Origin of the sequence: Streptomyces sp. NPDC058534 (assembly GCF_042717365.1) — a bacterium.
Taxonomy (GTDB): domain Bacteria; phylum Actinomycetota; class Actinomycetes; order Streptomycetales; family Streptomycetaceae; genus Streptomyces.
In genome coordinates this window covers 1-25669 of the sequence record NZ_JBHXNW010000106.1, presented here as the reverse complement: position 1 = coordinate 25669, position 25669 = coordinate 1, and the positions used below count along the sequence as shown (strand labels likewise).

17 protein-coding genes and 1 pseudogene are annotated in these 25669 nt (G+C 71.9%); 10 read left to right on the top strand and 8 right to left on the bottom strand.

The annotated features are described in order from the left end of the window. A partial coding sequence (locus ACFWR9_RS39020) for a hypothetical protein (protein ID WP_383851362.1) occupies positions 1 to 201 on the bottom strand: 201 nt, incomplete at its 3' end. A 583-nt stretch (positions 202 to 784) separates the two neighbouring features. Here ACFWR9_RS39020 and ACFWR9_RS39015 point away from each other — a divergent pair. Next, entirely contained in the window at positions 785 to 1342 is a 558-nt protein-coding gene (locus ACFWR9_RS39015) for a GH25 family lysozyme (protein WP_383851359.1), read from the top strand. Between the two features lie 584 nt (positions 1343 to 1926). On the opposite strand, the gene ACFWR9_RS39010 is transcribed toward ACFWR9_RS39015, so the two are convergent. From ACFWR9_RS39010 to ACFWR9_RS38985, 6 genes are all read right to left on the bottom strand, one after another. Next, positions 1927 to 2139, bottom strand: a complete 213-nt coding sequence (locus ACFWR9_RS39010) for an EF-hand domain-containing protein (RefSeq protein ID WP_383851357.1) — start codon at positions 2137 to 2139, stop codon at positions 1927 to 1929. A 93-nt stretch (positions 2140 to 2232) separates the two neighbouring features. Beyond that, positions 2233 to 2844 carry an ADP-ribosyltransferase gene (locus ACFWR9_RS39005; RefSeq protein ID WP_383851354.1) on the bottom strand — a complete coding sequence of 204 codons (612 nt, stop codon included), beginning with the start codon at positions 2842 to 2844 and terminating at the stop codon, positions 2233 to 2235. Between the two features lie 97 nt (positions 2845 to 2941). Next, positions 2942 to 3445: an ATP-binding protein gene (locus tag ACFWR9_RS39000; RefSeq protein ID WP_383851353.1), complete on the bottom strand. Its 504-nt coding sequence runs from the start codon at positions 3443 to 3445 to the stop codon at positions 2942 to 2944. Positions 3446 to 3743: 298 nt separating this feature from the next. After that, positions 3744 to 4511 carry an enoyl-CoA hydratase/isomerase family protein gene (locus ACFWR9_RS38995; RefSeq protein WP_383851365.1) on the bottom strand — a complete coding sequence of 256 codons (768 nt, stop codon included), beginning with the start codon at positions 4509 to 4511 and terminating at the stop codon, positions 3744 to 3746. 97 nt (positions 4512 to 4608) lie between these two features. After that, entirely contained in the window at positions 4609 to 5817 is a 1209-nt protein-coding gene (locus ACFWR9_RS38990) for an Ig-like domain-containing protein (RefSeq protein WP_383851350.1), read from the bottom strand. A gap of 141 nt (positions 5818 to 5958) precedes the next feature. Beyond that, entirely contained in the window at positions 5959 to 7197 is a 1239-nt protein-coding gene (locus ACFWR9_RS38985) for an Ig-like domain-containing protein (RefSeq protein WP_383851347.1), read from the bottom strand. A 155-nt stretch (positions 7198 to 7352) separates the two neighbouring features. Between ACFWR9_RS38985 and glgX the strand changes: the two genes are divergently transcribed. The 8 genes and pseudogenes from glgX to ACFWR9_RS38945 all read left to right on the top strand — a co-directional run bounded on the left by glgX (position 7353) and on the right by ACFWR9_RS38945 (position 21943). After that, the gene (glgX, locus tag ACFWR9_RS38980; RefSeq protein ID WP_383851345.1) at positions 7353 to 9620 is read left to right on the top strand and encodes a glycogen debranching protein GlgX; all 2268 of its coding nucleotides are present in this window, start codon (positions 7353 to 7355) and stop codon (positions 9618 to 9620) included. Between the two features lie 101 nt (positions 9621 to 9721). Next, the gene (locus ACFWR9_RS38975; protein WP_383851342.1) at positions 9722 to 11566 is read left to right on the top strand and encodes an ABC transporter ATP-binding protein; all 1845 of its coding nucleotides are present in this window, start codon (positions 9722 to 9724) and stop codon (positions 11564 to 11566) included. Continuing rightward, entirely contained in the window at positions 11563 to 13434 is a 1872-nt protein-coding gene (locus ACFWR9_RS38970; protein WP_383851339.1) for an ABC transporter ATP-binding protein, read from the top strand. The genes ACFWR9_RS38975 and ACFWR9_RS38970 overlap by 4 nt, the downstream gene beginning before the upstream one ends. Before the next feature lie 46 nt (positions 13435 to 13480). Then, a complete protein-coding gene (locus tag ACFWR9_RS38965) occupies positions 13481 to 15277 on the top strand; it encodes an ABC transporter ATP-binding protein (protein WP_383851337.1) in 1797 nt (598 codons plus the stop codon). Then, complete coding sequence (locus ACFWR9_RS38960; RefSeq protein WP_383851334.1) at positions 15274 to 17043, top strand: ABC transporter ATP-binding protein; 1770 nt, start codon at positions 15274 to 15276, stop codon at positions 17041 to 17043. Before ACFWR9_RS38965 ends, ACFWR9_RS38960 begins: the two co-directional genes overlap by 4 nt. A gap of 290 nt (positions 17044 to 17333) precedes the next feature. Beyond that, the gene (locus tag ACFWR9_RS38955; protein ID WP_383851332.1) at positions 17334 to 19385 is read left to right on the top strand and encodes a M4 family metallopeptidase; all 2052 of its coding nucleotides are present in this window, start codon (positions 17334 to 17336) and stop codon (positions 19383 to 19385) included. A gap of 306 nt (positions 19386 to 19691) precedes the next feature. Continuing rightward, positions 19692 to 21363, top strand: a pseudogene (locus ACFWR9_RS38950) (M4 family metallopeptidase). Between the two features lie 70 nt (positions 21364 to 21433). Then, positions 21434 to 21943, top strand: coding sequence for a DUF1990 family protein (locus ACFWR9_RS38945; RefSeq protein WP_383851331.1), 510 nt, complete (start codon positions 21434 to 21436; stop codon positions 21941 to 21943). A gap of 38 nt (positions 21944 to 21981) precedes the next feature. Here ACFWR9_RS38945 and ACFWR9_RS38940 read toward each other — a convergent pair whose 3' ends face one another. Continuing rightward, a complete protein-coding gene (locus ACFWR9_RS38940; protein ID WP_383851328.1) occupies positions 21982 to 24603 on the bottom strand; it encodes a glycosyltransferase family 1 protein in 2622 nt (873 codons plus the stop codon). Positions 24604 to 24944: 341 nt separating this feature from the next. Here ACFWR9_RS38940 and ACFWR9_RS38935 point away from each other — a divergent pair. Further along, on the top strand, positions 24945 to 25669 hold a 725-nt coding region (locus ACFWR9_RS38935), incomplete at its 3' end, for a maltotransferase domain-containing protein (protein ID WP_383851326.1).

The window sequence follows — 25669 nt, the reverse complement described above, 5'->3', positions numbered from 1 at the left end:
CGACTGGTCCCTCGGTGATGACGACGGCGGTCGCCCGTCGACTGGCCCTTCGGGGACCGGCGGTCCCCCGTCCTCAACAGCGCGGTCGACGACAAGCGACTGCTGCGGAACCCCGTCAAGGAGCACCGCGGTGTCAAGCCTCCCCGGCGTACGGGGAAGAAGGCCAAGGCCTGGACCCGGTCCGTCGTCGACGCGGTCCACCACGGCCTCCAGGACCGCTACAGGTTCGCGGTCGACCTCGGATTCGGACTCGGCCTGCGCCAGGGAGAAGCTTCGGCCTGGGGGAAGAGGACTTCGACTTCGAGGCCGGCGTCGTACGCGTCCGACGTCAGCTCAGGTGGGACACCAAGGGAAGGCCGTACTTCTGCCTTCCCAAGGGCGGCAGGACGCGCGAGGTGCCGCTGTCCCCGACCGCGGTTCGGGGCGGACCAGTACGGCGAGGGGTTCGCGACCGTTCGCCGGGGAGTGCGCGTGAGGGCGGTTTAACTCGATCGTGTGATCGTCGTCCTCCGGGCTCGCGGTGGTCCGGGCAGTCCGGGCTAACGTGATCGTGCGATCTGGGACGCCGGGAGATGGTGATCGGCACGTCCCCGAGGGCGTGCCGCATCGCGCCGGCTTCCCGCCGCCCCGGCCACGAGCATGACACATAGGGGAAGCAGGCGTGACGCGCGTCAACAGCGCCCGGGACAAGCGAAGTCGACGTTTCCGCTTCGGGCGGGGATCACCCGTGCCATGGTGGGGAATAACCAACTCCCGTTCCCCCACAGCCCCTCAGGGAGGCCCCATGCTGCGCGGCATCGACGTCAGCGCGTACCAGTCGTCCAGTTACGGCACGGACGGCCTCTCCTTCGTCTTCGTCAAGGCGACGGAGGGCCGTACGTACGTCAACCCGAAGCTCGCGGCGCAGACGGAGCGGGGCCGCGACGCCGGACTCGTCGTCGGCTTCTACCACTTCCTGTGGCCGGGCAACCTCGACGCCCAGGCCTCGTACTTCGTCTCCAAGGCCCCCGACCGCAAGGGCGACGTCCTCGCCGTCGACTGGGAGACGACGGGCGAGGGCACCCACGCGAGCAACGCGGAGAAGGACAGCTTCATCCGGAAGGTGAGGGCACTGCGGCCCGACAACCGGGTGATCCTCTACGCCAACAGGCACTTCTGGTTGACGGTGGACACGACGTCGTACGCGGGCGACGGCCTGTGGATCGCCGACTACGTGACGGCCGGCAAGCCGAGGATTCAGGCCACGTGGCGCTTCCACCAGTACACCGACGACCCACTGGACAAGAACGTCGCCGCATTCGAGAGCAAGGCGGCACTCAAGAAGTGGGCCGACGGCGCCTGATCCGGCTATGCGACTGAGGGCCGGATCCATTCCGCCCGCAGCCGCTTCGCCGGGGGATCCGACAAGTACCTGTTGAGCAGCCCAAAAGTCCGAAGCGCGGAAGGCAGGCCTCCGGGCCCGGCGCCCCGCAGATCGCGCATTTCCCTTCCTGCCGCAAGAGCAGTCGGCCGATGAAGTCCTTGGTCACGTTGTAGTGCCCCAGGCGGACTCGCTCCGCGTTGCACGGCTTGCAGTACGGTCGCGGAGCACCCGACGCGTTGAGTCTCGAATACTCGGAAACCGGTTTGCTCTCGCGGCAGTGGAGGCACTCGATCACTATCGAAGGGCGCGAGTACGTTGTGCCTCCGCAGCTGCGCGTAGTGGGTCCTGCACAGGCCTCGCGTCAAGGGATAGCGCTCGGAAGAGCGGCCGCAGGCCCACCCGGCGCCGCTCGCACCACATATCTTCATTTCCCCCCGACAGCCCGCGCGGCGTGGGCCCCTCGCGTGGGTAACGAAGCGGGCGAACGCGCGTAACGCCCTGGCTCAGACATACGAACGGGGCGCCCCCGGTCTCGCCGGGGGGCGCCCCTGGGCGTGTGGGCGTTACTTGTTCAGGGGCGCCCAGAACTCCTCGAACGACATCAGCTTGTCGCCATCGAGGTCGCGGTTGGCGATGATCGCCTCGGCCACCGACTCGGTGACGTTCCAGTCGCCGCCCTGGGCCAGCGCGGCCTTGAACTCGGCCGCGGTGATGAAGCCGTCACCGTCCGTGTCGATCCGATCGAACTGCCTGCGTGCTTCCTCGATGTCCGCCACCGGTCCGCCCCTCATTCCCTGCTCAGCTGGTCTGCTCTGCTCGTCCCGCGGACGAATCTGACGCGAGTCAGAATATCTGCCCGCGGTCCGGCGTCAGTGCCAGGGCCGGTAGTGCGGATTGCTCTCGCAGTCGCTCATGATCTCGGTCCTGGTCTGCCGGTCGACCGGGCAGACCCCGATGATGTACTGCCGCTTGATGCCGCCGGGGAAGGCCACCTCGACCTGGTCGGCCCACTTGTGCTTGTTGCCGATGGTCTTGTTGACGTCGATGCCGCCGGGGGCGTCGACGTAGTAGTTGTAGCCGGACTTGTACCAGGTCTTGTAGAGGTCGTGGTCGTAGGTCGTGGAGACGTACGGCGAGGGCTGGTTGACCAGGACGTACTTCTCGACGTCGTACTGGCCGTTGTACACGTCCTTGGCGTGGAAGCCCTCTTCGAAGACGACCTGCGGGCCCCGGCTGTCGCTGCGGTAGAGGGTGCCGCAGGTGGTGCGCCAGACCGGCTCGGGGGTGATGCGGTCGACGTCGACACCGCGGTCGGCGGCGGCCTTGGTCTTGTCGTCGAACTGGGGGCAGGCCGGTGCGGCCTTGGCGGGCGCCGTCGCGGGGTCGGCCGAGCCGGGGACGGTGGCGGCCGACGTGGCGAAAACGGCGGCGAGCGACAGGACGGCAGCGGCGGCCCTGCGGCGCAGGCTAGTGGTGATCATGCGGCCACGATCCCGGTTACGGAGCGACACGTTCCGGATTCTCACCCTTAGGTGGCGTGTCCGGTGAACGGTGTTGCTCCCGGCGGCAGATGGCCACTCACCGGTCCACGACCCGCATCTCGAACCACGTCGTCTTGCCGCGCGGCAGCAGGTCGACGCCCCATCGGTCGGACAGCTTGTCCACGAGGAAGAGGCCGCGCCCGCTGATGTCCGTCTCCTGCACCGGCATCAGGCACGGCAGCCCCCGGGAGGGGTCGCGGACCTCGATGCGGATCCAGCCGGGGCGGCGGCGCATGTGGAGGCCGAACACCCGGGCGCCGGTGTGGCGGACGGCATTGCCGACCAGCTCGGAGACGAGCAGGACGGTGTCCTCGGTGGCCTTGGGGCCGAGCTGCCACTGGCGCAGCGCCACCACCTGGGCCAGCCGGCGGGCGGTGGCGGCGGACTCGGGGCGGGACGGTAACGGAACCTCGCGCTCCGTGGGGTTGCCGAACAGCTCCAGCGCCTTGTGCGCGCGTTCGTCCTCCACCGCCGGCGACCAGCGCGCCGCGGTCGCACGTCCGGCTCCCCGCGGCTGTTCCGTACCCTCCAGCCCCGCCATGCCACCATCATGGCCGCCCCCGGAGGGCTCCGTGGCCGTTCCCGGGGAATACGCTCTCGTGCGGGCCCGGCCCGACGAGGGCTCGTCGGCATATGCCAGAGGCAGCTCGGTACCGGAAACGACCCCACTGACCTGGGCGGACGGCTCGGCCGGAGACAAGCGGCGGCCTCCCTCGACACGACACGCTTAATGGTGCGTTAAGGCTGCCATAAACCGCCCCATCGAGGGACCCGGATCAGACATCGCGTCAATTACGAGTGACCCGGGCCCACTTCGGGTGAAGGTCCGCCCGCGCCGGTCAGCGGAACTTCGCCTTCCCGGGGCCCTCCTCCACGAAGCTGCGCATCCCGCGTTCACGGTCCTCGGTGGCGAACAGACCTGCGAACCAGTTGCGTTCGACGGCGAGGCCGGTCTCGATGTCCGTCTCCAGGCCCGTGTCGACGGCCTCCTTCGCCGCACGCAGCGCGATGGCCGGCCCCTTCGCCAGCCGCGCGGCCCAGGCGTGCGCCTGCGCGTAGACCTCGCCGGCCGGGACCACCCGGTCGACCAGGCCGAGCGTCAGCGCCTCCTCGGCCTTCACCTGCCTGCCGGTGAAGATGAGGTCCTTGGCCCGGGAGGGGCCGACCAGCCGGGAGAGCCGCTGGGTGCCGCCGGCGCCCGGGATCAGGCCGAGCAGGATCTCGGGCTGGCCCAGCTTGGCGTTCTCCCCGGCGATGCGGAAGTCGGCGCAGAGCGCGAGTTCGCAGCCGCCGCCCAGCGCGTAGCCGGTCACGGCCGCGACCACCGGCTTGGGGATGCGGGCCACCGCGGTGAAGGAGTCCTGCAGGGCACGGGCGCGCACGATCATCGCCGCGTGGTCCATCGCCTGCATCTCCTTGATGTCCGCGCCCGCGGCGAACACCTTCTCGCCGCCGTAGATCACCACGGCGCGTACGTCGTCGCGGCGGGTGGCCTCCTCGGCGAGCTCCTTGAGCCGGTCCTGCGTGGCGACGTCCAGCGCGTTCATGGGCGGGCGGTCGAGACGCAGCGTGCCGACGCCTTCGGCGACTTCCAGATTCACGGTCAGGTTAGCGGGCGTTCACGCGCCGTGGGGGTGCGGGTGCGTTGTCGGCTCACGGCCGGTGGTGGGTTGCTCGCGCAGTTCCCCGCGCCCCTTACGGGGCTTACGCCTTCCATTTCTCCCAGGACATGTTCCAGCCGTTGAGGCCGTTGTCCGGGGCGATGGTCGCGTCCTCGGAGTTCTTCACCACGACCACGTCGCCGATGAGCGAGTTCTCGAAGAACCAGGCGCCCGGCGCCTTCTCGTCCCAGCCGCCGCGCACGTCGCGCAGCCCTATGCAGCCGTGGCTGGAGTTGCGGTTGCCGAAGGCGTCGCCGCCCCAGTAGTTGCCGTGGATGAAGGTGCCGGAGGTGGACAGGCGCATGGCGTGCGGGACGTCCTTGATGTCGTACTCGCCGCCGTAGCCGACGGTCTCGCCGTTCATCCGGGTCACCGCGAGCCGCTCGGTGATGACCATCTGGCCGTTCCAGGTCTCGTAGCCGGGCGAGCCGGTGGTGACCGGGATGGTCTTGACGGTCTTGCCGTCGCGCACGACCTTCATCGTGAGCTTCTTGGCGTCGACGACGGAGACCTGGCTGCGGCCGACGGTGAAGGAGACGGTCTTGGCCTGCTTGCCGTAGACGTCCTCGCGGCCCTCGACGCCGTCGAGGTTCAGGTCGACGGTGACCTTGGTGCCGGCCTTCCAGTACTTCTCGGGCCGGAAGTCGAGGCGGTCGTTGCCGAACCAGTGGCCCGCGACCTCCACGGCCGGCTCGGTCTTGACGCGGATGGCCTTCTCGACCTCCTCGGGGTTGGTGATGCCCCGGGTGAAGCGGATCGAGAACGGCATGCCGACGCCGACCTTCGAACCGTCCTCCGGCGTGAAGGTGCCGACGAAGGTGTTCTCGGGCGTCAGCGTGGTGAAGCGGGAGTCCTCGGCCGCCGAACGCCCCTCGGCGTCCTTGGCGACCGCGTGCACGGTGTACGTGGTGGCGGCGGCCAGGTGGGTGGACGGCGTCCAGGTGGCGCCGTCCCCGGATATCTTCCCGTCGACCTTCGCGCCCTCGGCGTCCTTGACCACGACCTCGGTCAGCTTGCCCTCGGCGGCACCGACCTTGAGCGCGCCGCTGGTGTCGACGGCCTTGGCCCCGTTCTTCGGCGCGATGGTGACGACGGCCTCGGACTGCTTGCTCTGTGCCGCGGTGGAGTCTTTGTCCTTGCCGTTCCTGCCGTTCCCGGCACCGCCCCCCGAGCCCGATCCGCCCCCGCCGCACGCGGTGACCGTCAGCATCAGCACGGCGAGCACCGCCCCCGATATCGGACGCACGTTCAACTTGTCTCCCCTCGCCGGGCCTGGTCCGGCCCGCACCCCGGTGCGCCCGCGCGCACCGGCGCATCGTAACCGCAGGCCAGGGGGTCGGGGGACTGGTGAAATGTCACTGTTCCGTACCGAGTTGGCGCGGGGGCGCCAGGGTCACTTCACGGCGCTGCCCGCCGTCCACTTCTTCCAGCTCATGTTCCAGCCGCCGAGCCCGTTGTCCGGGGCGACCGTCTTGTCCTTGCTGTTGACCACCTCGACGACGTCGCCGATGAGGCTGCGGTCGAAGAACCAGCCCCCCGGGGTGTCGGAACCGCCGCCCTTGTCGTCGCGCAGCCCGATGCAGCCGTGGCTGACGTTGGCCCGGCCGAACGTGTCCTCGGGCGCCCAGTAGTTGCCGTGCAGGAAGGTGCCGGAGCTGGTCAGGCGGATGGCGTGCGGGACGTCCGGGATGTCGTACTCGCCGCCGAAGCCGACCGTGCGGCTGTTCATGCGGGTGACGTCGAGCATCTCGGTGATCACCATTTTGCCGTTGTAGGTGGGGGTGGCCGGTGCCCCCGCGGTGATCGGCACGGTGGCCAGGAGCGAGCCGTCGCGGCGCACCTCCATGGTCCGGCGGCCCGCGTCGACCTGCGAGACCTGGCTGCGGCCGACGGTGAAGGAGACCTTCTTGTGCTGGAGCCCGTAGGCGCCGGGCGCGCCCTCGACGTCGCGGAGGTCGAGGGCGACGGTGACCTCGGTGCCGGGCTTCCAGTACTCCTTGGGGCGGAAGTCGAGGCGCTCCTTTCCGAACCAGTGGGGCCGGATCTCGACGGCGGGCTTCGCGGTCACCGAGATGGCCCGTTCGACGGCGGCGCGGTCGGTGATCTCCCGGTTGAACTCCAGCGAGACGATCATCCCGGTGCCGACGACCGAGCGGTTCTCGGGGGCGACGTACGCGATGAAGCGCTCTTCGGGAACGTAGGTGGTGAAGGTGGTGTGCCGGGCCGAGCGGTGCCCTCCGCCGTCCAGGGCGACCGCGTCGACCGTGTACTTCGCGGCGAGGGCGAGCCGGTCGTCGTGGGGGCGCCAGCTGAGTCCGTCGGCGGAGATCCGGCCGGGCACCGGCGTCTCCTGCGCGTCCTGCGACCTGACGACCTTCACCGACTCCAGCCGTCCGTCGGGCACCCGCACCGACAGCTTCTTCTCCGGCCGGACGGCTTTGCTCCCGTCGTCGGGGGTGACCCGGATGACGTCCTCGGCGGCGGGTGGCTTGCCGAGCACCCCGCCGATGCCGGAGCCGATGCCGCCGCCGTCCGAGGTGCATCCGGCGGCCCCGGCCAACAGTCCTGCCCATGTCAGTACGGCGGCCAGAGCGGCCCCCGCGCGCCGTGCGCGCCCATGTACGTGCCTCACATCCACCCGTAACGACCGGCCCGCCCTGGGGAAACGTGAGTGCGAGCCACCCGGTGGGCAGAACTGTGGGGAGGACGACGCGACGGGGAGCAGCGGCCGGGACGCCGCACGCCCTCTTGCCGGACGTCGTTCCATGAGCCGTGGGAGGCTGACAGGTGTCCAGCGCAGCCGAGCAGGAGGCGGTGGCCGGGAATCGGGCCGCCGACGACGCGCGTCCCTCCGTCGTGGTCAACGGCGCCCGGCGCGCCGCGCCGCCGCCCACCGTGCCGGCCTGGCCGGGCACCCCGGTGCCGCTGGGCGCACGGTTCCGGACCGGCCCGGACCAGGTGGCGGGGACGAACTTCGCGCTGTGGGCGGGCGGGGCGGAGGCGGTGGAGCTGTGCCTGTTCGACGGGCCGGGGCCCGGGGGCGGGGAACGCCGGGTGCGGCTGACCGAGCTGACCCACGAGATCTGGCACGGCTTCGTGCCGGGCGTCCTGCCCGGGCAGCGCTACGGCTTTCGGGTGCACGGCCGCTGGGACCCGTGGACCGGCGCCCGCTGGAATCCGGCGAAGCTGCTGCTCGACCCGTACGCGCGCGCCGTGGACGGCGACTTCGGGCTGCCGCCGCAGGTGTACGGGCATGTGCGGGACTGGCCGGAGCAGCGGGTGGCGGACACCGTGCGCGACGAGCGGGACTCGGCGCCGTACGTCCCGAAGGGTGTCGTGGTCGATGACGGCGGTCCCGACGACGAATGGACGTACGACCGGCGGCCGAAGACGCCGTGGGCGGACTCGGTCATCTACGAGCTGCACGTGCGCGGCTTCACCAAGCTGCACCCGGGCATCCCCGAGGAGCTGCGCGGCACGTACGCGGGCCTCGCGCACCCGGCGGCGATCGAGCATCTGACGCGGCTGGGCGTGACGGCGGTGGAGCTGCTGCCGGTGCACCAGTTCGCTCACGAGAGCCATCTGCTCGACCGCGGGCTGAGGAACTACTGGGGCTACAACTCGATCGGCTACTTCGCCCCGCACGCGGCCTACGCCGCCTCCGGCACCACCGGTGAGCAGGTCGGCGAGTTCAGGCGGATGGTGCGGGCGCTGCACGCGGCGGGCATCGAGGTGATCCTCGACGTGGTCTACAACCACACGGCGGAGGCCGGCGAGCTGGGTCCGACGCTCTCCCTGAAGGGCATCGACAACCGCGGCTACTACCGCCTCCAGGCCGACGCCCGCCGGTACGCCGACTACACGGGCTGCGGCAACACGCTGCACGTCGTCCAGCCGCACGTGCTGCGCCTGATCACCGACTCGCTGCGGTACTGGGTGACGGAGATGGGCGTGGACGGTTTCCGTTTCGACCTGGCGGCGGCGCTGGCCCGCTCGATGCACGACGTCGACATGCTGTCCCCGTTCCTCGCGGTGATCGCGCAGGACCCGGTGCTGCGCCGGGTGAAGCTGATCGCCGAGCCGTGGGACGTGGGCTCGGGCGGCTATCAGGTGGGCGCGTTCCCGCCGCTGTGGACGGAGTGGAACGACCGCTACCGGGGCGCGGTGCGGGACTTCTGGCGGCACGCGCTGCCGGACGTCCGGGAGATGGGCTACCGCCTGTCGGGCTCCAGCGACCTGTACGCGTGGGGCGGGCGCAGGCCGTACGCGTCGGTCAACTTCGTCACCGCGCACGACGGCTTCACGCTGCGGGACCTGGTGAGCTACGAGCGCAAGCACAACGAGGCGAACGGCGAGGGCAACCGGGACGGCACGGACGACAACCGGTCCTGGAACTGCGGTACGGAGGGAGAGACGGAGGACGAGGACGTACGGGCGCTGCGGCGGCGCCAGCTGCGCAACCTGCTGACCACGCTGCTGCTGTCGACCGGGGTGCCGATGCTGGTGGCGGGCGACGAGATGGGCCGCACCCAGCGCGGCGGCAACAACGCCTACTGCCAGGACAACGCGATCAGCTGGGTGGACTGGAGCCTGCTGGACGATCCGGAGTGGCGCCCCCTGTTCGAGCTGGCCTCCCGCCTGATCGCGCTGCGCCACCGGCACCCCGTCCTGCGCCGCCGGGCCTTCTTCTCCGGCCGCGCGCACTCCGCGGACGGCCTGCGCGACCTGGCCTGGTTCACCGCGCGGGGCACGGAGATGACCGAACGGGACTGGTATGCCCCGGCCGCCACGCTCGGCATGTACCTGTCCGGGCGGGACATCCCGGGCCGCGACGAGCGGGGCGAGGCGATCTCCGACGACAGCTTCCTGGCCGTGCTCCACGCGGGTGAGGCTCCGGCCGACTTCGTCCTGCCGGGACCCCCGTGGGCGGAGCGGTACGAACTCCTCGTCGACACCGGCCGCGAGGACCAGACGGAGGCGCCGGGCACCGCGTATCCGGCGGGGGCGCCGGTCACGGTACCGGCGCGGACGGTCTTGCTGCTGCGGGCGGGGTAGCGCGGATGGCGGCATGCCCGGCGAATGATGCCCCCGTACGACCCCGGTGCGCGCGAAAACTCGGTGGGCAGTGTCAGTGGTGAACCGTAGGCTCGCTGCTGATGCCCACTACACCCGTTCCCGCCCCGGACTCCTCCTCCGGCAACCGTTCCACCGTGCGCTCGCTGTTGCGGTTGTGGCCGTATGTACGCCCCGTGCGCGTACGGTTGGCGACCGCGGCGGGTGTCGCGATCGTCGCCTCCTGTGTGGGGCTGGTGATTCCCCTCGTCCTGAAGTGGATGGTGGACGGGCCGGTCGCCGACCGCGATCCGGCCGGCGTGTGGCTCGGGGCGCTGTACCTGCTGCTGCTCGGGCTGGCGGAGGCGCTGCTGTTCGGGTTGCGGCGGTGGATGGTGGCCCGCCCGCTGGCCGGCGTGGAGGCGGGGATGCGCGCGGACCTGTACCGGCGTCTGCAACGGCTGCCGGTGGCCTTCCACGACCGGTGGGCGTCGGGGCAGTTGCTGTCGCGCGGGACGACCGACCTGATGCTGCTGCGCATGTTCCTCGCCTTCCCGTTGACGTTCCTGCTGGTCAACGGGGTGACGATCCTGGTCGGCGTGGGCATCATGCTGGTCCAGGACTGGACGCTCGGCCTGGTCGTCCTCGGGCCCGCCATCCCCGTGATGATCACCTGCGTGGTCTTCGAGAAGAAGTACTCCTACGTGGCGCGGCGGGCGCAGGACCAGGTCGGGGATCTGACGACCGTAGTCGAGGAAAGCGTGCTCGGCATCCGGATCATCAAGGGGTTCGGCCGGCACCGCAGCCAGGCGCGGGCCTTCCACGAGCTGTCCCACACACTGCGGGGGACGGAGCTGCGCAAGGCGCGGCTGCTGGCGGCCATCTGGGCGGTCATCGTCGTCCTGCCGGAGGTGGCGATCGGGGCTGCGCTGGTGGTCGGGTCGGTGCAGGTGGCGGACGGGTCGCTGTCGGCGGGGACGCTGGTGGCGTTCCTGTCCACCGCGCTGGCCCTGCGGTGGCCGGTGGAGTCCATCGGCTTCCTGCTGGCGATGAGCCAGGAGGCGGCGACGGCCACGGACCGGTACTTCGAGGTGATGGACGCCGATGTTGAAACGCAGGGCACCGCTGCCGCCCCAGCGGCACGACTGCCCGCAGCTGAGCGGGTCGACGGCCTCCGGTTCGAGAACGTCCGGTTCCGGTACCCCGACGCGGCCCCCGACTCCCCGCCCCTCCTGACGGACGTCGACCTGCACATCCGTCCCGGTGAGTCCATGGCCCTGGTCGGGGCCACCGGCAGCGGCAAGACGACGCTGACCGCGCTCGTCCCCCGCCTACACGAGGTGACCTCCGGACGGATCACGCTGGACGGCGAGGACATCACCGCGCTGTCCCGCGAGGAGCTGCGCTCGATGGTCGCCGTGGCCTTCGAGGAGCCCACCCTCTTCTCGGCCACCGTCGGCGAGAACGTGCTGATGGGGACCGGCGAAGGCGCCGGCGACGAGGAGCTGGGCCGGGCGCTGTCGGTCGCGCAGGCCGATTTCGCGCACGCGCTCCCCCAGGGCACCGGCACCCAGGTCGGCGAGCAGGGCCTCAGCCTCTCCGGCGGGCAGCGCCAGCGCCTCGCGCTCGCCCGGGCCGTGGTCGGCAGACCGAGGTTCCTCGTCCTGGACGACCCGCTGTCCGCCCTCGACGTGCACACCGAGGCCGCCGTGGAGGCCGCCCTGCGCGACGTCCTCGCGGACACCACCGCCCTGATCGTGGCCCACCGCCCTTCCACGGTGATGCTCGCCGACCGCGTCGCCCTGCTCTCCGGGGGCCGTATCGCGGCCGTCGGCACCCACCACGAACTGCTGCGCGGCAACGCCGAGTACGCCCACCTGATGTCCGGGCTCGACGGGCACGAGGTGCCCGGGACGCCTGGCGGACTCCGGAAAGAGGACGCCCGATGACCGCGCCCACGGCCACCGCGCCGGACCGGGAGCAGCCGGACGGCGGGCACCCGGCCGGGTCCGGGGCACGCGCGGACGGCGACCTCTTCGACCAGGACGTCCTGCCCAGCCCGCCCGGTGCGACCGGCACCCTGCTGCGCTCCCTGCTGGCGCCGCTGAAGGCCCGCGTCGCCCTGACCACCCTCCTCCTGCTGCTCCAGCAGGCGGCGGTGCAGGCGGGCCCGCTGCTGGTGGCGTACGCCATCGACCACGCGGTGCCGGCCCTGAGGGACGACGACCACGGTCCGCTGATCGCGGTGGGCGCCGGCTATCTGCTGTGCGCGCTGGCCGCGGGCGGACTCCAGTACGCGTTCATCGCGGCGGCCGCCCGGGTCAGCCAGGACGTCCTCCTCGACCTGCGCGGGCGGATCTTCCGGCACGCGCAGGCGCTGAGCGTCGACTTCCACGAGCGCTACACCTCGGGCCGGCTCATCTCCCGCTCCACCACGGACGTGGAATCCCTGCGCGAACTGCTGGACGAGGGCCTCCAGGAGCTGGTGACGGTCATCCTCTCCTTCGTCTACATCGCGGCCCTGCTGCTCTGGCTGGACCTCGGTCTCGGCGCGGTCGCGGTGGCCTCGTTCGTACCGCTGTACGCGCTGGTGCGGCTGTACCAGCGGCGCGCGGCACGGGTGTACCGGCACCGGTCCACGGCGATCGCGGCGGTGATCGTGAAGTTCGTGGAGACGATGAACGGCATCCGTCCGGTGCGCGCCTTCCGCCGGGAGGCCGCCAACGACGCCGCCTTCGCGGTCCTGAACCGGCGCCACGAGCGGACCAACGGCGACGCCCTACTGGAGATGGCCCGCTACGTCGTCGGGTCCCGGCTGGTCGCCAACACGGCCGTCGCGGGCATGGTGCTGTGGGGCGCCTACCGGGTCGCAGGCGGCACGCTTGCGCTCGGCGTGCTGGCGGCGTCGGTGCTGTACCTGCGCCGGCTGTACGACCCGATCGACCGGCTCGGCATGTTCCTGAACTCGTACCAGTCGGCGGCGGCCTCCCTGGAGAAGATCGCCGGGCTGCTGGCCCAGACGCCGTCGGTGCCCGAACCTGCCGCACCGAAGGAGCTGCCCCGGGCGGCCTCCGAACACCCCGGCCGCGAGGTGGTCTTCGACGCGGTGAGCTTCGGCTACCGCACCGGCGGCGAGGTGCTGCCCCGCTTCGCCCTGACGCTCCCGGCCGGGCAGACGGTCGCCGTCGTGGGGTCGACCGGCGCGGGCAAGTCGACGCTGGCCAAGCTGCTCGCCCGGTTCTACGACCCATCCCACGGGCGGGTCCTGCTCGACGGCGTCGACCTGCGCGACCTGGCGGTGCCCGAGCTGCGGCGCGGGGTGGTGATGGTGACGCAGGAGGCGTTCCTGTTCTCCGGCACGGTCGCCGACAACATCGCGATCGGCCGGCCGGAGGCGACGCGGGAGGAGATCGAGCGGGCCGCGAAGGCGATCGGCGCCCACGACTTCATCGCCGCGCTGCCCGACGGCTACGACACCGACGTCCGCAAGCGCGGGGGCCGCATCTCCGCCGGTCAGCGGCAACTAGTGGCGTTCGCACGGGCGTTGCTCGCGGATCCGGCGGTGCTGATCCTGGACGAGGCGACCAGTTCGCTGGACGTGCCCGGGGAGCGGGCGGTGCAGCGGGCGATGACGACGGTGCTCAAGGGCCGTACGGCGGTGGTGATCGCGCACCGGCTGTCGACCGTGGCGATCGCGGACCGAGTACTGGTCATGGAGCACGGCCGGATCGTGGAGGACGGCCCCCCGGACGAACTGATCGCCGGCACGGGCCGGTTCGCGGATCTGCACCGGGCATGGCGGGACAGTCTCGCGTGAGGGCGGGCGGGCCCAGGTCGGACAGGCCCTGAGAGGGGAGTCATCGGTGATCGACGCGTACGAGGATCCCGGCACACCGGACCGCCGGGGCGGCTGGCGGTACCTGGTCTGGCTGGTCGGGCGGCAGTGGCCGCGTTGTCTGGCGGGGGCGGTGCTCGCCAGTACCTGGATGGTGCTGCTGGCGGCGACGCCGTTCCTGATGGCGCGGGCCGTCGACCACGGCCTGGAGCCCGGTGACATGGGCGCGCTGGCGGGCTGGACGGGCGCGCTGGTCGGCGTCGGGGCGGTCAACGCGTGGCTGGGCATGCTGCGGCACCGCACGATGACGCTGGTGCGGTTGGACGCCAACTTCCGCACGGTCAAGGTGGTCGTGGGACACGCCACCCGGCTCGGCGCCGCGCTGCGCGGACAGGTGGGGACCGGCGAGGTCGTCACCATCGGCGTCGGCGACGTACAGACCATCAGCAGCTCACTCACGGCCGTCGGACCGGGCATCGGTACGGTCGTCGCCTACGCGGCGGTCGGCGGACTGATGCTGTCGGTGTCGACGCGGCTCGCCCTCGTGGTGCTCATCGGGGTGCCGGTGCTCGCGGTGCTGCTGGGTCCGCTCATGGGGCGCCTCCAGGGCCGGGAGACCGAGTACCGGGAAGGGCAGGCCGTGCTCACCGCGCGGATCGGCGACCTCGCGGGCGGGCTGCGAGTGCTGAACGGGCTGGGCGGCAAGGGCCTGGTCGCGGACGCGTTCCGCCGGGACTCGGGGCTGCTGCGCGAGCGGGGCTACCGGGTCGGGGCGGTGACCAGCTGGATCCAGGCCCTCGGGGTGGGCCTGCCGGTGCTGTTCCTGGCGCTGGTCACCTGGCTGGGCGCCCGGCAGGCCGCGCGGGGGCAGATCAGCGTGGGCGAACTGGTCTCGGTGTACGGCTATGTGGTCGCGCTGGGCTGGCCGGTGGCGTTCCTCATCGAGATGGGCCACCAGCTCAGCCGGGGTGTGGTGGCCGCCCGCCGGGTGGTCGCCTTCCTGCGCCTGGAGCCCGAGCCGGACACCGGTACCCGCGACGCCCCCGCCGAGCCCTCGCCCCTGCACGACCCGGCCTCCGGCGTACGCGTCCTCCCGGGCCACCTCACTGCCCTGGCCGGCTCCCGCCCCACCGACGCCGCCGAGGTGATCGACCGCCTGGGCCGCTACACCCCGTCCGACGCGACATGGGGCGACGTCCCGCTGTCCGACATCCCACTCCCCCAGATCCGGTCCCGCATCCTGGTAGCCGAAGCGGAAGCCGACCTCTTCGCAGGCCCCCTGCGCTCTGTGATCGACGCTGCGGAGATCGCCCCCAGGGGCGCGGGCAGTGTCGATTTGCGGCTCCGCCGCGTGGGCGCGACCAGCCACGACGCACCCGCAGACGCCCGACGACAGCACCCGGCAGACGATTCGGCGCACCTCAAAGCCATCCACACAGCCGCCGCCGAAGACATCATCCGCACCCTCCCCGACGGCCTCGATTCACAGGTCGCGGCCCAGGCCAGCGACCTGTCCGGCGGACAACGCCAACGCATCCGCCTCACCCGCGCCCTGCTCACCTCACCGGAGGTGCTGCTCGCCGTAGAACCGACCTCCGCCCTGGACGCCCACACCGAGGCAACGGTCGCGGCCCGCCTCCGAGACGCCCGCAACGGCCGCACGACCGTCGTCGCGTGCACCTCCCCCCTCGTGCTGGACCGCGCCGACACGGTGGTGTACCTGGTCGACGGCAAGGCCGCCGCCACCGGCACCCACCGCGAACTCCTCGATACCGAACCGGGATACCGCGCGCTGGTCGCGCGGGACGAAGAGGTGGTCCGATGACGTCCGCGGGACAACTCCCCGTCGCCGGCCGCGCCGACGTCCGGCGCGCCGCGGCCCGCCTGCTCGGCGAGGACCGCCGCGCCCTCACCACCGTCCTCGGCCTCAACGCCCTGGCCGCCGCGGCCGGACTCGCCGGCCCGTGGCTGCTGGGCCGGATCGTCGACGAGGTGCGCGCAGGCGGCGGGGTCGGCGCCGTGGACCGCATGGCTCTCGCCATTCTGGTCTGCTCGCTGGCGCAGCTGCTGCTGGCCCGCTGGGCCCGCTACGTGGGCCACCGCTTCGGGGAACGGACGCTCGCCCGGGTGCGGGAGCGGTACGTGGACCGGGCGCTGGCCCTGCCCGCGTCGGTGGTGGAGCGGGCCGGCACCGGTGACCTGACGACCCGCGGCACCGCCGACGTGACCACCGTCGGCACCACGCTGCGCGACGCCGGACCCGACCTGCTGGTCAACTCGGTGCAGGCGCTGTTCCTCATGGGCGCGGTGTTCGTGCTCGACCCGCTGCTCGGCGCGGTCGGGGTGCTGGGGCTGACGCCGGCCTGGGTCGCGCTGCGCTGGTATCTGCGCCGGGCGCGGGCCGGGTACCTGGCCGAGGGCGCGGCCACGTCGGAGGTCGCGGAGAGCCTCGCCGCCACGGTGGCGGGGGCCCGCACGGTCGAGGCGTTCCACCTGACCGGCCGGCGCGTGTCGACCAACCGGGAGGCGCTGGAGGTCTCGCGCCGCACCCGGATGCGCACGCTGTTCCTGCGCAGCGTGTTCTTCCCGGCGGTGGACGTCTCCTACGTCCTCCCGGTGGCGGGCGTCCTGCTGTGCGGCGGGTTCCTGCACGCGCGCGGGTCGGTGAGCCTCGGGGCGGTGGTGGCGTGCGCCGTGTACCTCCAGCAGCTGACCGGGCCGCTGGACGAGGTGCTGATGCGGACCGAGCAGCTCCAGGCGGGCGCGGCCTCCTTCGCCCGGGTGGAGGGGCTGGCCCACGCCCCGCGGACGGCGGCGGACGAGTCGGCGGTCCCGGCGGACGACCGTATCGACGTCCAGGGGGCGCGGTACGCCTACGAGCGGGGCGGTGAGGTGCTGCGCGGCGTGGACCTGACGGTGCGGCCGGGTGAACGGCTGGCGGTCGTCGGTCCGTCGGGCGCCGGCAAGACCACGCTGAGCCGGCTCCTCGCGGGCGTCGACGCGCCGACCGCCGGCTCGGTGACGGTGGGCGGGGTGCCCGTGGTCGCCCTGGGACCGGAGCGGCTGCGCCGCCAGGTCGTGCTGGTCACCCAGGAGCACCACGTGTTCCTGGGCACGGTCCGGGACAATCTCCTGATCGCCGAGCCGGGCGCCGGGGACGGTGAGTTGTGGGCGGCGCTCGCCGCGGTGGGCGCCGAGCCCTGGGTGCGGGAGCTGCCCGGGGGCCTGGACACCGAGCTGGGCGAGAAGGGGCACCGGACGGACGGCTCGCAGGCCCAGCAGCTCGCCCTGGCCCGGGTGGTGCTGGCCGACCCGCACACACTGATCCTGGACGAGGCCACCGCCCTGCTGGACCCGACGACGGCCCGGCACACCGAGCAGGCGCTCGCCGCGGTGCTGAAGGGCCGTACGGTCATCGCCATCGCGCACCGGCTGCACACCGCGCACGACGCGGACCGGGTGGCCGTGATGGAAGGCGGCCTGCTGACCGAACTGGGCACGCACGACGAACTGGTGACGGCCGGCGGGGCCTACGCGGCGCTGTGGGGTTCCTGGCACGGGGAGCCGTCCGACCGGGTGGCTACTGACTGAGCGGACAGTCAGTAGTGGCGCGCGGGCGACGGTTCCGTTTATCGAACGTGAACTCCCGGTCAACGAACGATTTCCAGCCAACTTACTGACGCGCTCCTGACAAAGAGGGCGTACTCCTGCCACTCTTCCGTCGACCCCTTCACAGCGCCCCCACAGCTTCCCCACGAGCGCTGTGCAGCGGCCAGCTCCTGGCACGTGATCTCTGCGTATCGCACAGTTCCGCCCGGCCGGCCACCCGCCGACCGGTCTCCCCGGCCGCGCACCCCGCGGCCACGCAGAAGGAGTCGGTGTTGAGCAGCAGCACTCCCCACAGACGCACCTCCCACACCACGTCCCACGCCCCCTTCCGCCGCGTCACACACCGGCGTGCCGCGGCCGTCGCGCTGGCCGGTGTCGCCGCGCTGATCGCCACGGCGGTCCAGTCCGGCGCCGCCACCGCCGCGCCCGGGCCGGCCCCCGCACCGGGTGCCGAGTCGGTCACGCTCACCCCGGCCCAGCGCGCCGAGCTGATCCGCGACGCCAACGCCACCAAGGCCGAGACGGCCGGCGAACTGGGCCTGGGCGCCAAGGAGAAGCTGGTCGTCCGCGACGTCCTCAAGGACCGCGACGGCACGCTGCACACCCGCTACGAGCGGACCTACGACGGACTGCCCGTCCTCGGCGGCGACCTGGTCGTCACCAGCGACGCCGGGCGGACCGAGCGGGTCGTGAAGGCCACGCCCAAGGCGATCAAGCCGGCCACGGTGACGCCGAAGATTGCCGCCGGCAAGGCGGAGCGGCAGGCCGTGTCCGCCGCGAAGGCCGCCGGCACCGAGGGGGCGGAGGCCGACCGCGCCCCGCGCAAGGTGATCTGGGCGGCGAAGGGCACCCCGGTCCTGGCGTACGAGACGGTCGTGGGCGGCCTCCAGGAGGACGGCACCCCGAACGAGCTGCACGTGGTCACCGACGCGGCCACCGGCGCCAAGCTCTTCGAGTACCAGGCGATCCACAACGGCACCGGCAACACCATGTACAGCGGCACGGTGACACTGGGCACCGCGCAGTCCGGGTCGTCGTACACGCTGACCGACACCACGCGCGGCAACCACAAGACGAACAACCTGGGCGGCCGCACCTCCGGCACCGGCTCGCTCTTCACCGGCCCCGACGACGTGTGGGGCAACGGCCAGCCCTCCAACCCGGAGACCGCCGGCGCCGACGCCCACTACGGGGCCGCGCTGACCTGGGACTACTACAAGAACGTCCAGGGCCGCTCGGGCATCCGCGGCGACGGGGTGGGCGCCTACTCCCGCGTCCACTACGGCAACAACTACGTCAACGCCTTCTGGTCGGACAGCTGCTTCTGCATGACGTACGGCGACGGTTCGGGCAACGCCAACCCGCTGACGTCGATCGACGTGGCCGCGCACGAGATGACGCACGGCGTCACCTCCAACACCGCGGGCCTGATCTACAGCGGCGAGTCCGGCGGGCTCAACGAGGCCACCTCCGACATCTTCGGCGCGGCCGTCGAGTTCCACGCGAACAACTCCAGCGACGTCGGTGACTACCTCATCGGCGAGGAGATCGACATCAACGGCGACGGCACCCCGCTGCGCTACATGGACAAGCCCAGCAAGGACGGCGCGTCCAAGGACTCCTGGTACTCGGGGATCGGCAACATCGACGTCCACTACTCGTCGGGCCCGGCCAACCACTTCTTCTACCTGCTGAGCGAGGGCAGCGGCACCAAGACCATCAACGGTGTCACCTACGACTCGCCCACCTCGGACGGCCTCCCGGTCACCGGCATCGGCCGCGACAAGGCGGCGAAGATCTGGTTCCGCGCGCTGACCACGAAGTTCACGTCGACCACCAACTACGCGGCGGCCCGCACCGGCACCCTCGCGGCGACCGGTGAGCTGTACGGCACCGACAGCACCGAGTACAAGCGGGTGCAGGACGCGTGGGCGGGCATCAACGTCGGCTCCCGCTCCGGCGGCGGCGGTGGCGGCACCTCCTTCGAGAACACCGCCGACGTGGCGATCCCGGACAACGGCGCGGCGGTCACCTCGTCGGTCACCGTGACGGGCCGGGCGGGCAACGCGCCCTCCAACCTCCAGGCCGCTGTGGACATCGTGCACACCTGGCGCGGTGACCTGGTGGTCGACCTGCTGGCCCCGGACGGGACCGCGTACCGCCTGAAGAACTCCAGTTCCTCGGACTCGGCGGACAACGTGAACCAGACGTACACGGTGAACGCCTCCTCGGAGACCGCCAACGGCACCTGGAAGCTGCGCGTCCAGGACGTGGCGTCCCGGGACACCGGATACATCAACTCCGTCAGGCTCACCTTCCCGTAGGCCCGCACGCGGGGCCCCACGGTCAGGGCGCCGTCCCGGTGGTTCGAATCCCCGGGGCGGCGCCCTCCCCGTGTCCGCCCTCTTTTCGCCAAGCCCATACGCACCGAGGGTTGCCGCTCTGCCGAGGTCACGCGGGTTCACACCGCCGCCACATTCACCCGGACGTCAACTTTCGGCCAACATCATTCGACCCCCCTGACATGTACGCGCCCTGGGTGCCAGTCTTCGGTGATCCGCCGCACAACTTCGCAGCCAACTCCGGCCGGACACCCCACGCCGACCGGATCCCCCACCGAAGGAGTCTGTGTGTCCCCCCACTTCGCGCGCCACAAGCGCACCACCCTCGCCCTCGCCACCGCGGTCGCCACCGGCGCCCTGCTCAGCACCGGACTCGGCGCGGGCAGCGCCACCGCGAGCCCGGCCCTCCCGGGCGCCCCCCTCCTGCTGTCGGACACCGCACGCACCGCGCTCATCCAGGAGCAGCAGGCCGGCGCGGCCGGCACCGCGCGCGAGACAGGACTCGGCGCCAAGGAGAAACTGGTCGTCAAGGACGTGGTCAAGGACCGCGACGGCACCGTGCACACCCTCCCCCATAGCCCTTAAGGGGCATGGGGGGACCCCCATCGAGCGCACCTACGACGGACTGCCCGTCCTCGGCGGCGACCTCGTGGTGCACCGCTCGGAGTCCGGCGCCGCCAAGGGCGTGACCAGAGCGACGAAGGCCACCGTCAAGGTCGCCACCGTGACGCCGAAGGTCGACGCGGCCAAGGCCGAGCGGCAGGCGCTGTCCGCCGCCAAGGACGCCGGTTCGTCGAAGACGGCGGCCGACTCCGCGCCCCGCAAGGTGATCTGGGCGGCCGACGGCAAGCCGGTCCTCGCCTACGAGACCGTGGTCGGCGGCCTCCAGGACGACGGCACCCCGAACGAGCTGCACGTGATCACCGACGCCGCCACCGGCGCGAAACTGTACGAGTACCAGGGCATCGAGACCGGCTCCGGCAAGAGCCTGTACTCGGGCGCGGTCACCCTCGGCACCACCAAGTCGGGCTCGTCGTACCAGCTGTACGACACCGGACGCGGCGGCCACAAGACGTACAACCTGGCCCGCGGCACGTCCGGCACCGGCACCCTGTTCACCGACGCGGACGACGCGTGGGGCACCGGCACCGCCTCCGGCTCCGCCACCGACCAGACCGCCGCCGTCGACGCCGCCTACGGCGCGCAGACCACGTGGGACTTCTACAAGGACACCTTCGGCCGCAGCGGCATCAAGAACGACGGCAAGGCGGCCTACTCCCGCGTCCACTACGGCAACAACTACGTCAACGCCTTCTGGTCCGACGCCTGCTTCTGCATGACCTACGGCGACGGCACGGGCAACACCAACCCGCTCACCTCGCTGGACGTCGCCGGGCACGAGATGAGCCACGGCGTCACCTCCAACACCGCGGGCCTCAACTACAGCGGCGAGTCCGGCGGCCTCAACGAGGCGACCAGCGACGTCTTCGGCACCGGTGTGGAGTACTTCGCGAAGAACTCCGCCGACAAGGGCGACTACCTCATCGGCGAGAAGATCGACATCAACGGCGACGGCACCCCGCTGCGCCACATGGACAAGCCCAGCAAGGACGGCGCGTCCAAGGACTACTGGTCCTCCGGTCTCGGCGGCGTCGACGTGCACTACTCCTCGGGCCCGGCCAACCACTTCTTCTTCCTGCTGGCCGAGGGCAGCGGGGCGCGGACGGTCGACGGGGTGTCCTACGACTCCCCGACCTCCGACGGCTCCACCGTCACCGGCATCGGCCGCGAGAAGGCGCTGCAGATCTGGTACAAGGCGCTGACCACGTACATGACGTCGACGACGAACTACAAGGCGGCCCGCACGGCGACTCTGAGCGCGGCGTCCGACCTGTACGGCGCCGACAGCACCGAGTACAAGACGGTGGGCGCGGCCTGGACCGCGATCAACGTGAGCTGACGCATCCCAACACGCGGCGGACGGCACCCGGGACCAGCGGTTCCCGGGTGCCGTCCTAGTCTTGGTGCCCATGTCCTTCACGTACGACGCCGTCGGCGCCACCCGCGAGCAGGGCCACTACCCGCCCGGCTTCCGCCCCATGCACGTACGCACCCGCCTCGGTGAGGGCGAACCGGTGTTCCAGCGGGCCGTGGAGGCCGTACTCACCTGGGAGATGCACCGGGAGATGGGTGTCGGCATCGACGCGAGCGCGGAACGGGCCGCGCCCGGCGTCGACGTCACCGTCACCCTCGCCGGCATGATCAAGGCGCCCTGCCGGGTGGTGTGGACGCTGGACGAACCCCGCCGGGCCGGCTGGGCCTACGGCACGCTGCCCGGTCACCCGGAGTCCGGCGAGGAGGCCTTCGTGGTGGACCGCACCGGTGACGGCACGGTGTGGCTGACCGTGAGCGCCTTCAGCCGCCCCGCCAAGTGGTACGCCAAGGCCGGCGGACCGGCCGCCCGGGCCTTCCAGCACGCCTACGCCCGCCGGTGCGGCAGCGTGCTGCGACGGCTGAGCGGCGGCGACGAGGAGGACTGAACGCCCCTGCTCGGCCACCGCCGCCCGGCCGCCGTCGTTCACCTCATCAGCAGCCCCGCCGCCTGGGCCAGGTCGTCGGACGGCACCGCCACGAGCCCCGTCTCCGCGCCGGACGCCAGCAGGCGGTGCGCGGGCAGCACGCGGACCGTGTAGCCGAACGGGCCGGTGCGGTCCAGGGCCAGCGGGCCCTCGTACACCCAGCGGCCCTCCAGGTCGGGCCCGCCCACCGGCTTCAGCGGCACCTTCGAGGCGTCGGTGATCCGGTCCTCGGAGTCCACCCGCCCGGAGACCGCCTGCACCTCCACGTCCTCCGGCGCGAGATCGCCCAGCTTCACCCGCACCCGCAGCCCGAGCGTCGAGCCCAGCTCCGCCGGCGCGGTGGCCGTCGCGGACGTCTCCACGTGGTCGACGCTCACGCCGGGCCAGGCGGCCCGCACCCGGGTCTTCCACTCGGCGAGGCCGCGGGCGGAGTCCGGGTCCATCGCGCGGTGCGCCTCGGCGGCCGGGGCGTAGAGCCGCTCGACGTACTCGCGGACCATGCGGCCGGCCAGCACCTTCGGCCCGAGCAGGCTGAGGGTCCCCCGGACCATCTCGATCCACCGGTCGGGCAGCCCGCTCGCGGCCCGCTCGTAGAAGCGGGGGGTCACCCGCTGCTCCAGCAGGTCGTAGAGGGCGGCGGCCTCTATGGCGTCGCGCCGGTCAGGATCGGTGCCCGCGCCGTCGGCGGTGGGGATCGCCCAGCCGAAGTCGGGCTGGAACCACTCGTCCCACCAGCCGTCGAGCACCGACAGGTTGAGGCAGCCGTTGAGCGCCGCCTTCATGCCGGAGGTGCCGCACGCCTCCAGGGGCCGCAGGGGGTTGTTCAGCCAGATGTCGCAGCCCGGGTAGAGCTTCTGCGCCATCGCCATGCCGTAGTCGGGCAGGAAGACGATGCGGTGCCGCACCCGCGGGTCGTCCGCGAACCGCACCAGCTCCTGGACCAGCCGCTTGCCGCCGTCGTCCGCCGGGTGCGCCTTGCCGGCGACGACGATCTGGACCGGCCGCTCGGGGTGCAGCAGCAGGTCCATCAGCCGGTCGCGGTCGCGCAGCATCAGCGTCAGCCGCTTGTACGACGGGACGCGCCGCGCGAAGCCGATGGTGAGCACGTCCGGGTCGAGGACGTCGTCGATCCAGCCCAGCTCGGCGGCCCCGGCGCCACGCTGCCGCCAGGAGGCGCGCAGCCGCTCCCGCACCTCCTCGACCAGCTGCTCGCGCAGGGTACGGCGCAGATCCCAGATGTCCTGGTCGGGGATGTCGGCGACCGAGTCCCAGCGGTCCGAGCCGCCGACGGTCATGGCGTCCTCGGCCCGCTGGACGCCGATCTGCCGGGCGCCGAGCCGGAACACCTCGGGCGCCACCCAGGTCGGGGCGTGCACCCCGTTGGTGACGGAGGTGATCGGCACCTCGTCGGCGTCGAAGCCGGGCCACAGTCCGGCGAACATGGAGCGGCTGACCCCGCCGTGCAGCAGGGAGACGCCGTTGGCCCGCTGGGCCAGCCTGAGGCCCATCACGGCCATGTTGAACAGGTTGGGCTCGCCGCCGGGGTAGGTCTCCATGCCGAGCCGCAGGACGCGTTCGACGTCGATGCGCGGCAGTTCGGAGTCGGGGCCGAAGTGGCGGGCGACCAGCTCACGGTCGAAGCGGTCGATGCCGGCCGGCACGGGGGTGTGGGTGGTGAACACGGTCCCGGCCCGTACCGCCTCCAGCGCCGAGCCGAACTCCAGTCCCTCGTCGCAGAGTTCGGCGATGCGTTCAAGCCCCAGGAAGCCGGCGTGACCCTCGTTGGTGTGGAACACCTCGGGACCGGCGTGGCCGGTGAGCCGGCAGTACGTCCGTACCGCCCGGACACCTCCTATGCCGAGCAGCATCTCCTGGAGGAGCCGGTGCTCGCTGCCGCCGCCGTAGAGCCGGTCGGTGACGCCGCGTTCGCCGAGGTCGTTCTCCTCGACGTCCGAGTCGAGCAACAGCAGGGGCACCCGGCCGACCTGGGCCAGCCAGACGCGGGCCCGCAGTTCCCGGCCGCCGGGCAGGGCGAGGGCGACGTGGGCGGGGGTGCCGTCGGGCTCCTTGAGGAGGGCGAGGGGCAGCTCGTGGGGGTCGAGGACGGGGTAGTGCTCCTGCTGCCAGCCGTCCCTGGAGAGGGACTGCCGGAAGTAGCCGTGCCGGTAGAGCAGGCCGACGCCGATGAGCGGCACGCCCAGGTCGCTGGCCGCCTTGAGGTGGTCGCCGGCCAGGATGCCGAGTCCCCCGGAGTACTGGGGCAGGGCGGCGGTGATACCGAACTCGGGCGAGAAGTAGGCGACGGCGGCGGGCAGTCGGCCGGACTGGGCCTGGTACCAGCGGTCGCCGGTCATGTAGTGGTCGAGGTCGTCGGCCACCGCGGTCAGCCGGCGCAGGAAGCGCCGGTCCTCGGCCAGCTCCGCGAGGCGCGCGGGCGGCACGGTGCCGAGCAGTCTCACCGGATCGCGGCCGGACGAGGCCCAGCACGCGGGGTCGACGGACTGGAAGAGGTCACGGGTCTCCGGGTGCCAGGACCAGCGCAGATTGCGGGCCAGATCACTGAGCGGCCGGAGGGGGTCGGGGAGAACGGGACGGACGGTCAGTCGACGAATCGCCTTCACCCGCACGACGTTACCGGGGCGATGTGTCCCTTGCCGGGGCCTTCGCCCGCAGGCGGCGTGGCGATATGGCTGGATCTCCCCCCGTCGGCCTTCTTGTGGCAGTTCGCCCCCGCGCGAAAGGCTGCACATGTCGCGAAGGCGCTGATTGCGGCAACGGCATCCGGGAAGGCGTGGGGACAGGCCCGTCGTGTGAGTCGACATACGCGCGAGTAGTTAACAAAGTGCCGGATTGCCCACCAGAAGAGTGTGGGAAGGCTCCTGCGGTACGCCCCGCACGCACCCGCAGGACCCACCTCCCCAGAGTCATCCGCCCACCCACGTTGACGCGGACAGGAGCGGTCATGCCCGCCACGCACCACTCGTCACCGACCGAGCCGGACAGCACCACCGCCGGCGGGACCATCGCCGACGGGACCACCTCCGTCGGACGCATCCCCGTCCTGGACGTCCGCCCGGTCGTCCGGCAGGGACGCAGGCCCGCCAAGGCCGTCACCGGCGAGTCCTTCGAGGTCTCCGCCACCGTGTTCCGCGAGGGGCACGACGCGGTCGCCGCCAATGTCGTCCTCAGAGATCCGCGGGGCCGGCCGGGGCCCTGGACACCGATGCGGGAGCTGGCACCAGGCACCGACCGCTGGGGGGCGACCGTCACCGCGGGCGAACCCGGAACGTGGTCGTACACCGTGGAGGCGTGGGGCGATCCGGTCGCCACCTGGCGGCACCACGCGCGCATCAAGATCCCGGCCGGGATGGACACCGACCTGGTCCTCGACGAGGGCGTCAAGCTGTACGAGCGTGCCGCCGCCGACGTGCCCGGGGCCGTGGACCGGCGGGTGCTGCTGGCCGCCGTCGACGCGCTGCGGGACGAGACCCGGCCGGCCGCCGCACGCCTGGCGGCGGCGTTGACGCCGGAGGTGGACGCGGTGCTGGCCCGCCATCCGCTGCGGGAGCTGGTCACCTCCTCCGACCCGCTGCCCCTGCTGGTCGAACGCGAACGCGCCCTGTACGGCGCCTGGTACGAGTTCTTCCCCCGCTCCGAGGGCACCCCCGAACAGCCCCACGGCACCTT

Excerpts from the sequence above, each read along its gene's own strand:
- ACFWR9_RS39015 (WP_383851359.1), top strand. The coding sequence starts at position 785 with ATGCTGCGCGGCATCGACGTCAGCGCGTACCAGTCGTCCAGTTACGGC.
- ACFWR9_RS39005 (WP_383851354.1), bottom strand. The coding sequence starts at position 2,844 with ATGATCACCACTAGCCTGCGCCGCAGGGCCGCCGCTGCCGTCCTGTCG.
- ACFWR9_RS39000 (WP_383851353.1), bottom strand. The coding sequence starts at position 3,445 with ATGGCGGGGCTGGAGGGTACGGAACAGCCGCGGGGAGCCGGACGTGCG.
- ACFWR9_RS38975 (WP_383851342.1), top strand. The coding sequence starts at position 9,722 with ATGCCCACTACACCCGTTCCCGCCCCGGACTCCTCCTCCGGCAACCGT.
- ACFWR9_RS38970 (WP_383851339.1), top strand. The coding sequence starts at position 11,563 with ATGACCGCGCCCACGGCCACCGCGCCGGACCGGGAGCAGCCGGACGGC.
- ACFWR9_RS38960 (WP_383851334.1), top strand. The coding sequence starts at position 15,274 with ATGACGTCCGCGGGACAACTCCCCGTCGCCGGCCGCGCCGACGTCCGG.
- ACFWR9_RS38945 (WP_383851331.1), top strand. The coding sequence starts at position 21,434 with ATGTCCTTCACGTACGACGCCGTCGGCGCCACCCGCGAGCAGGGCCAC.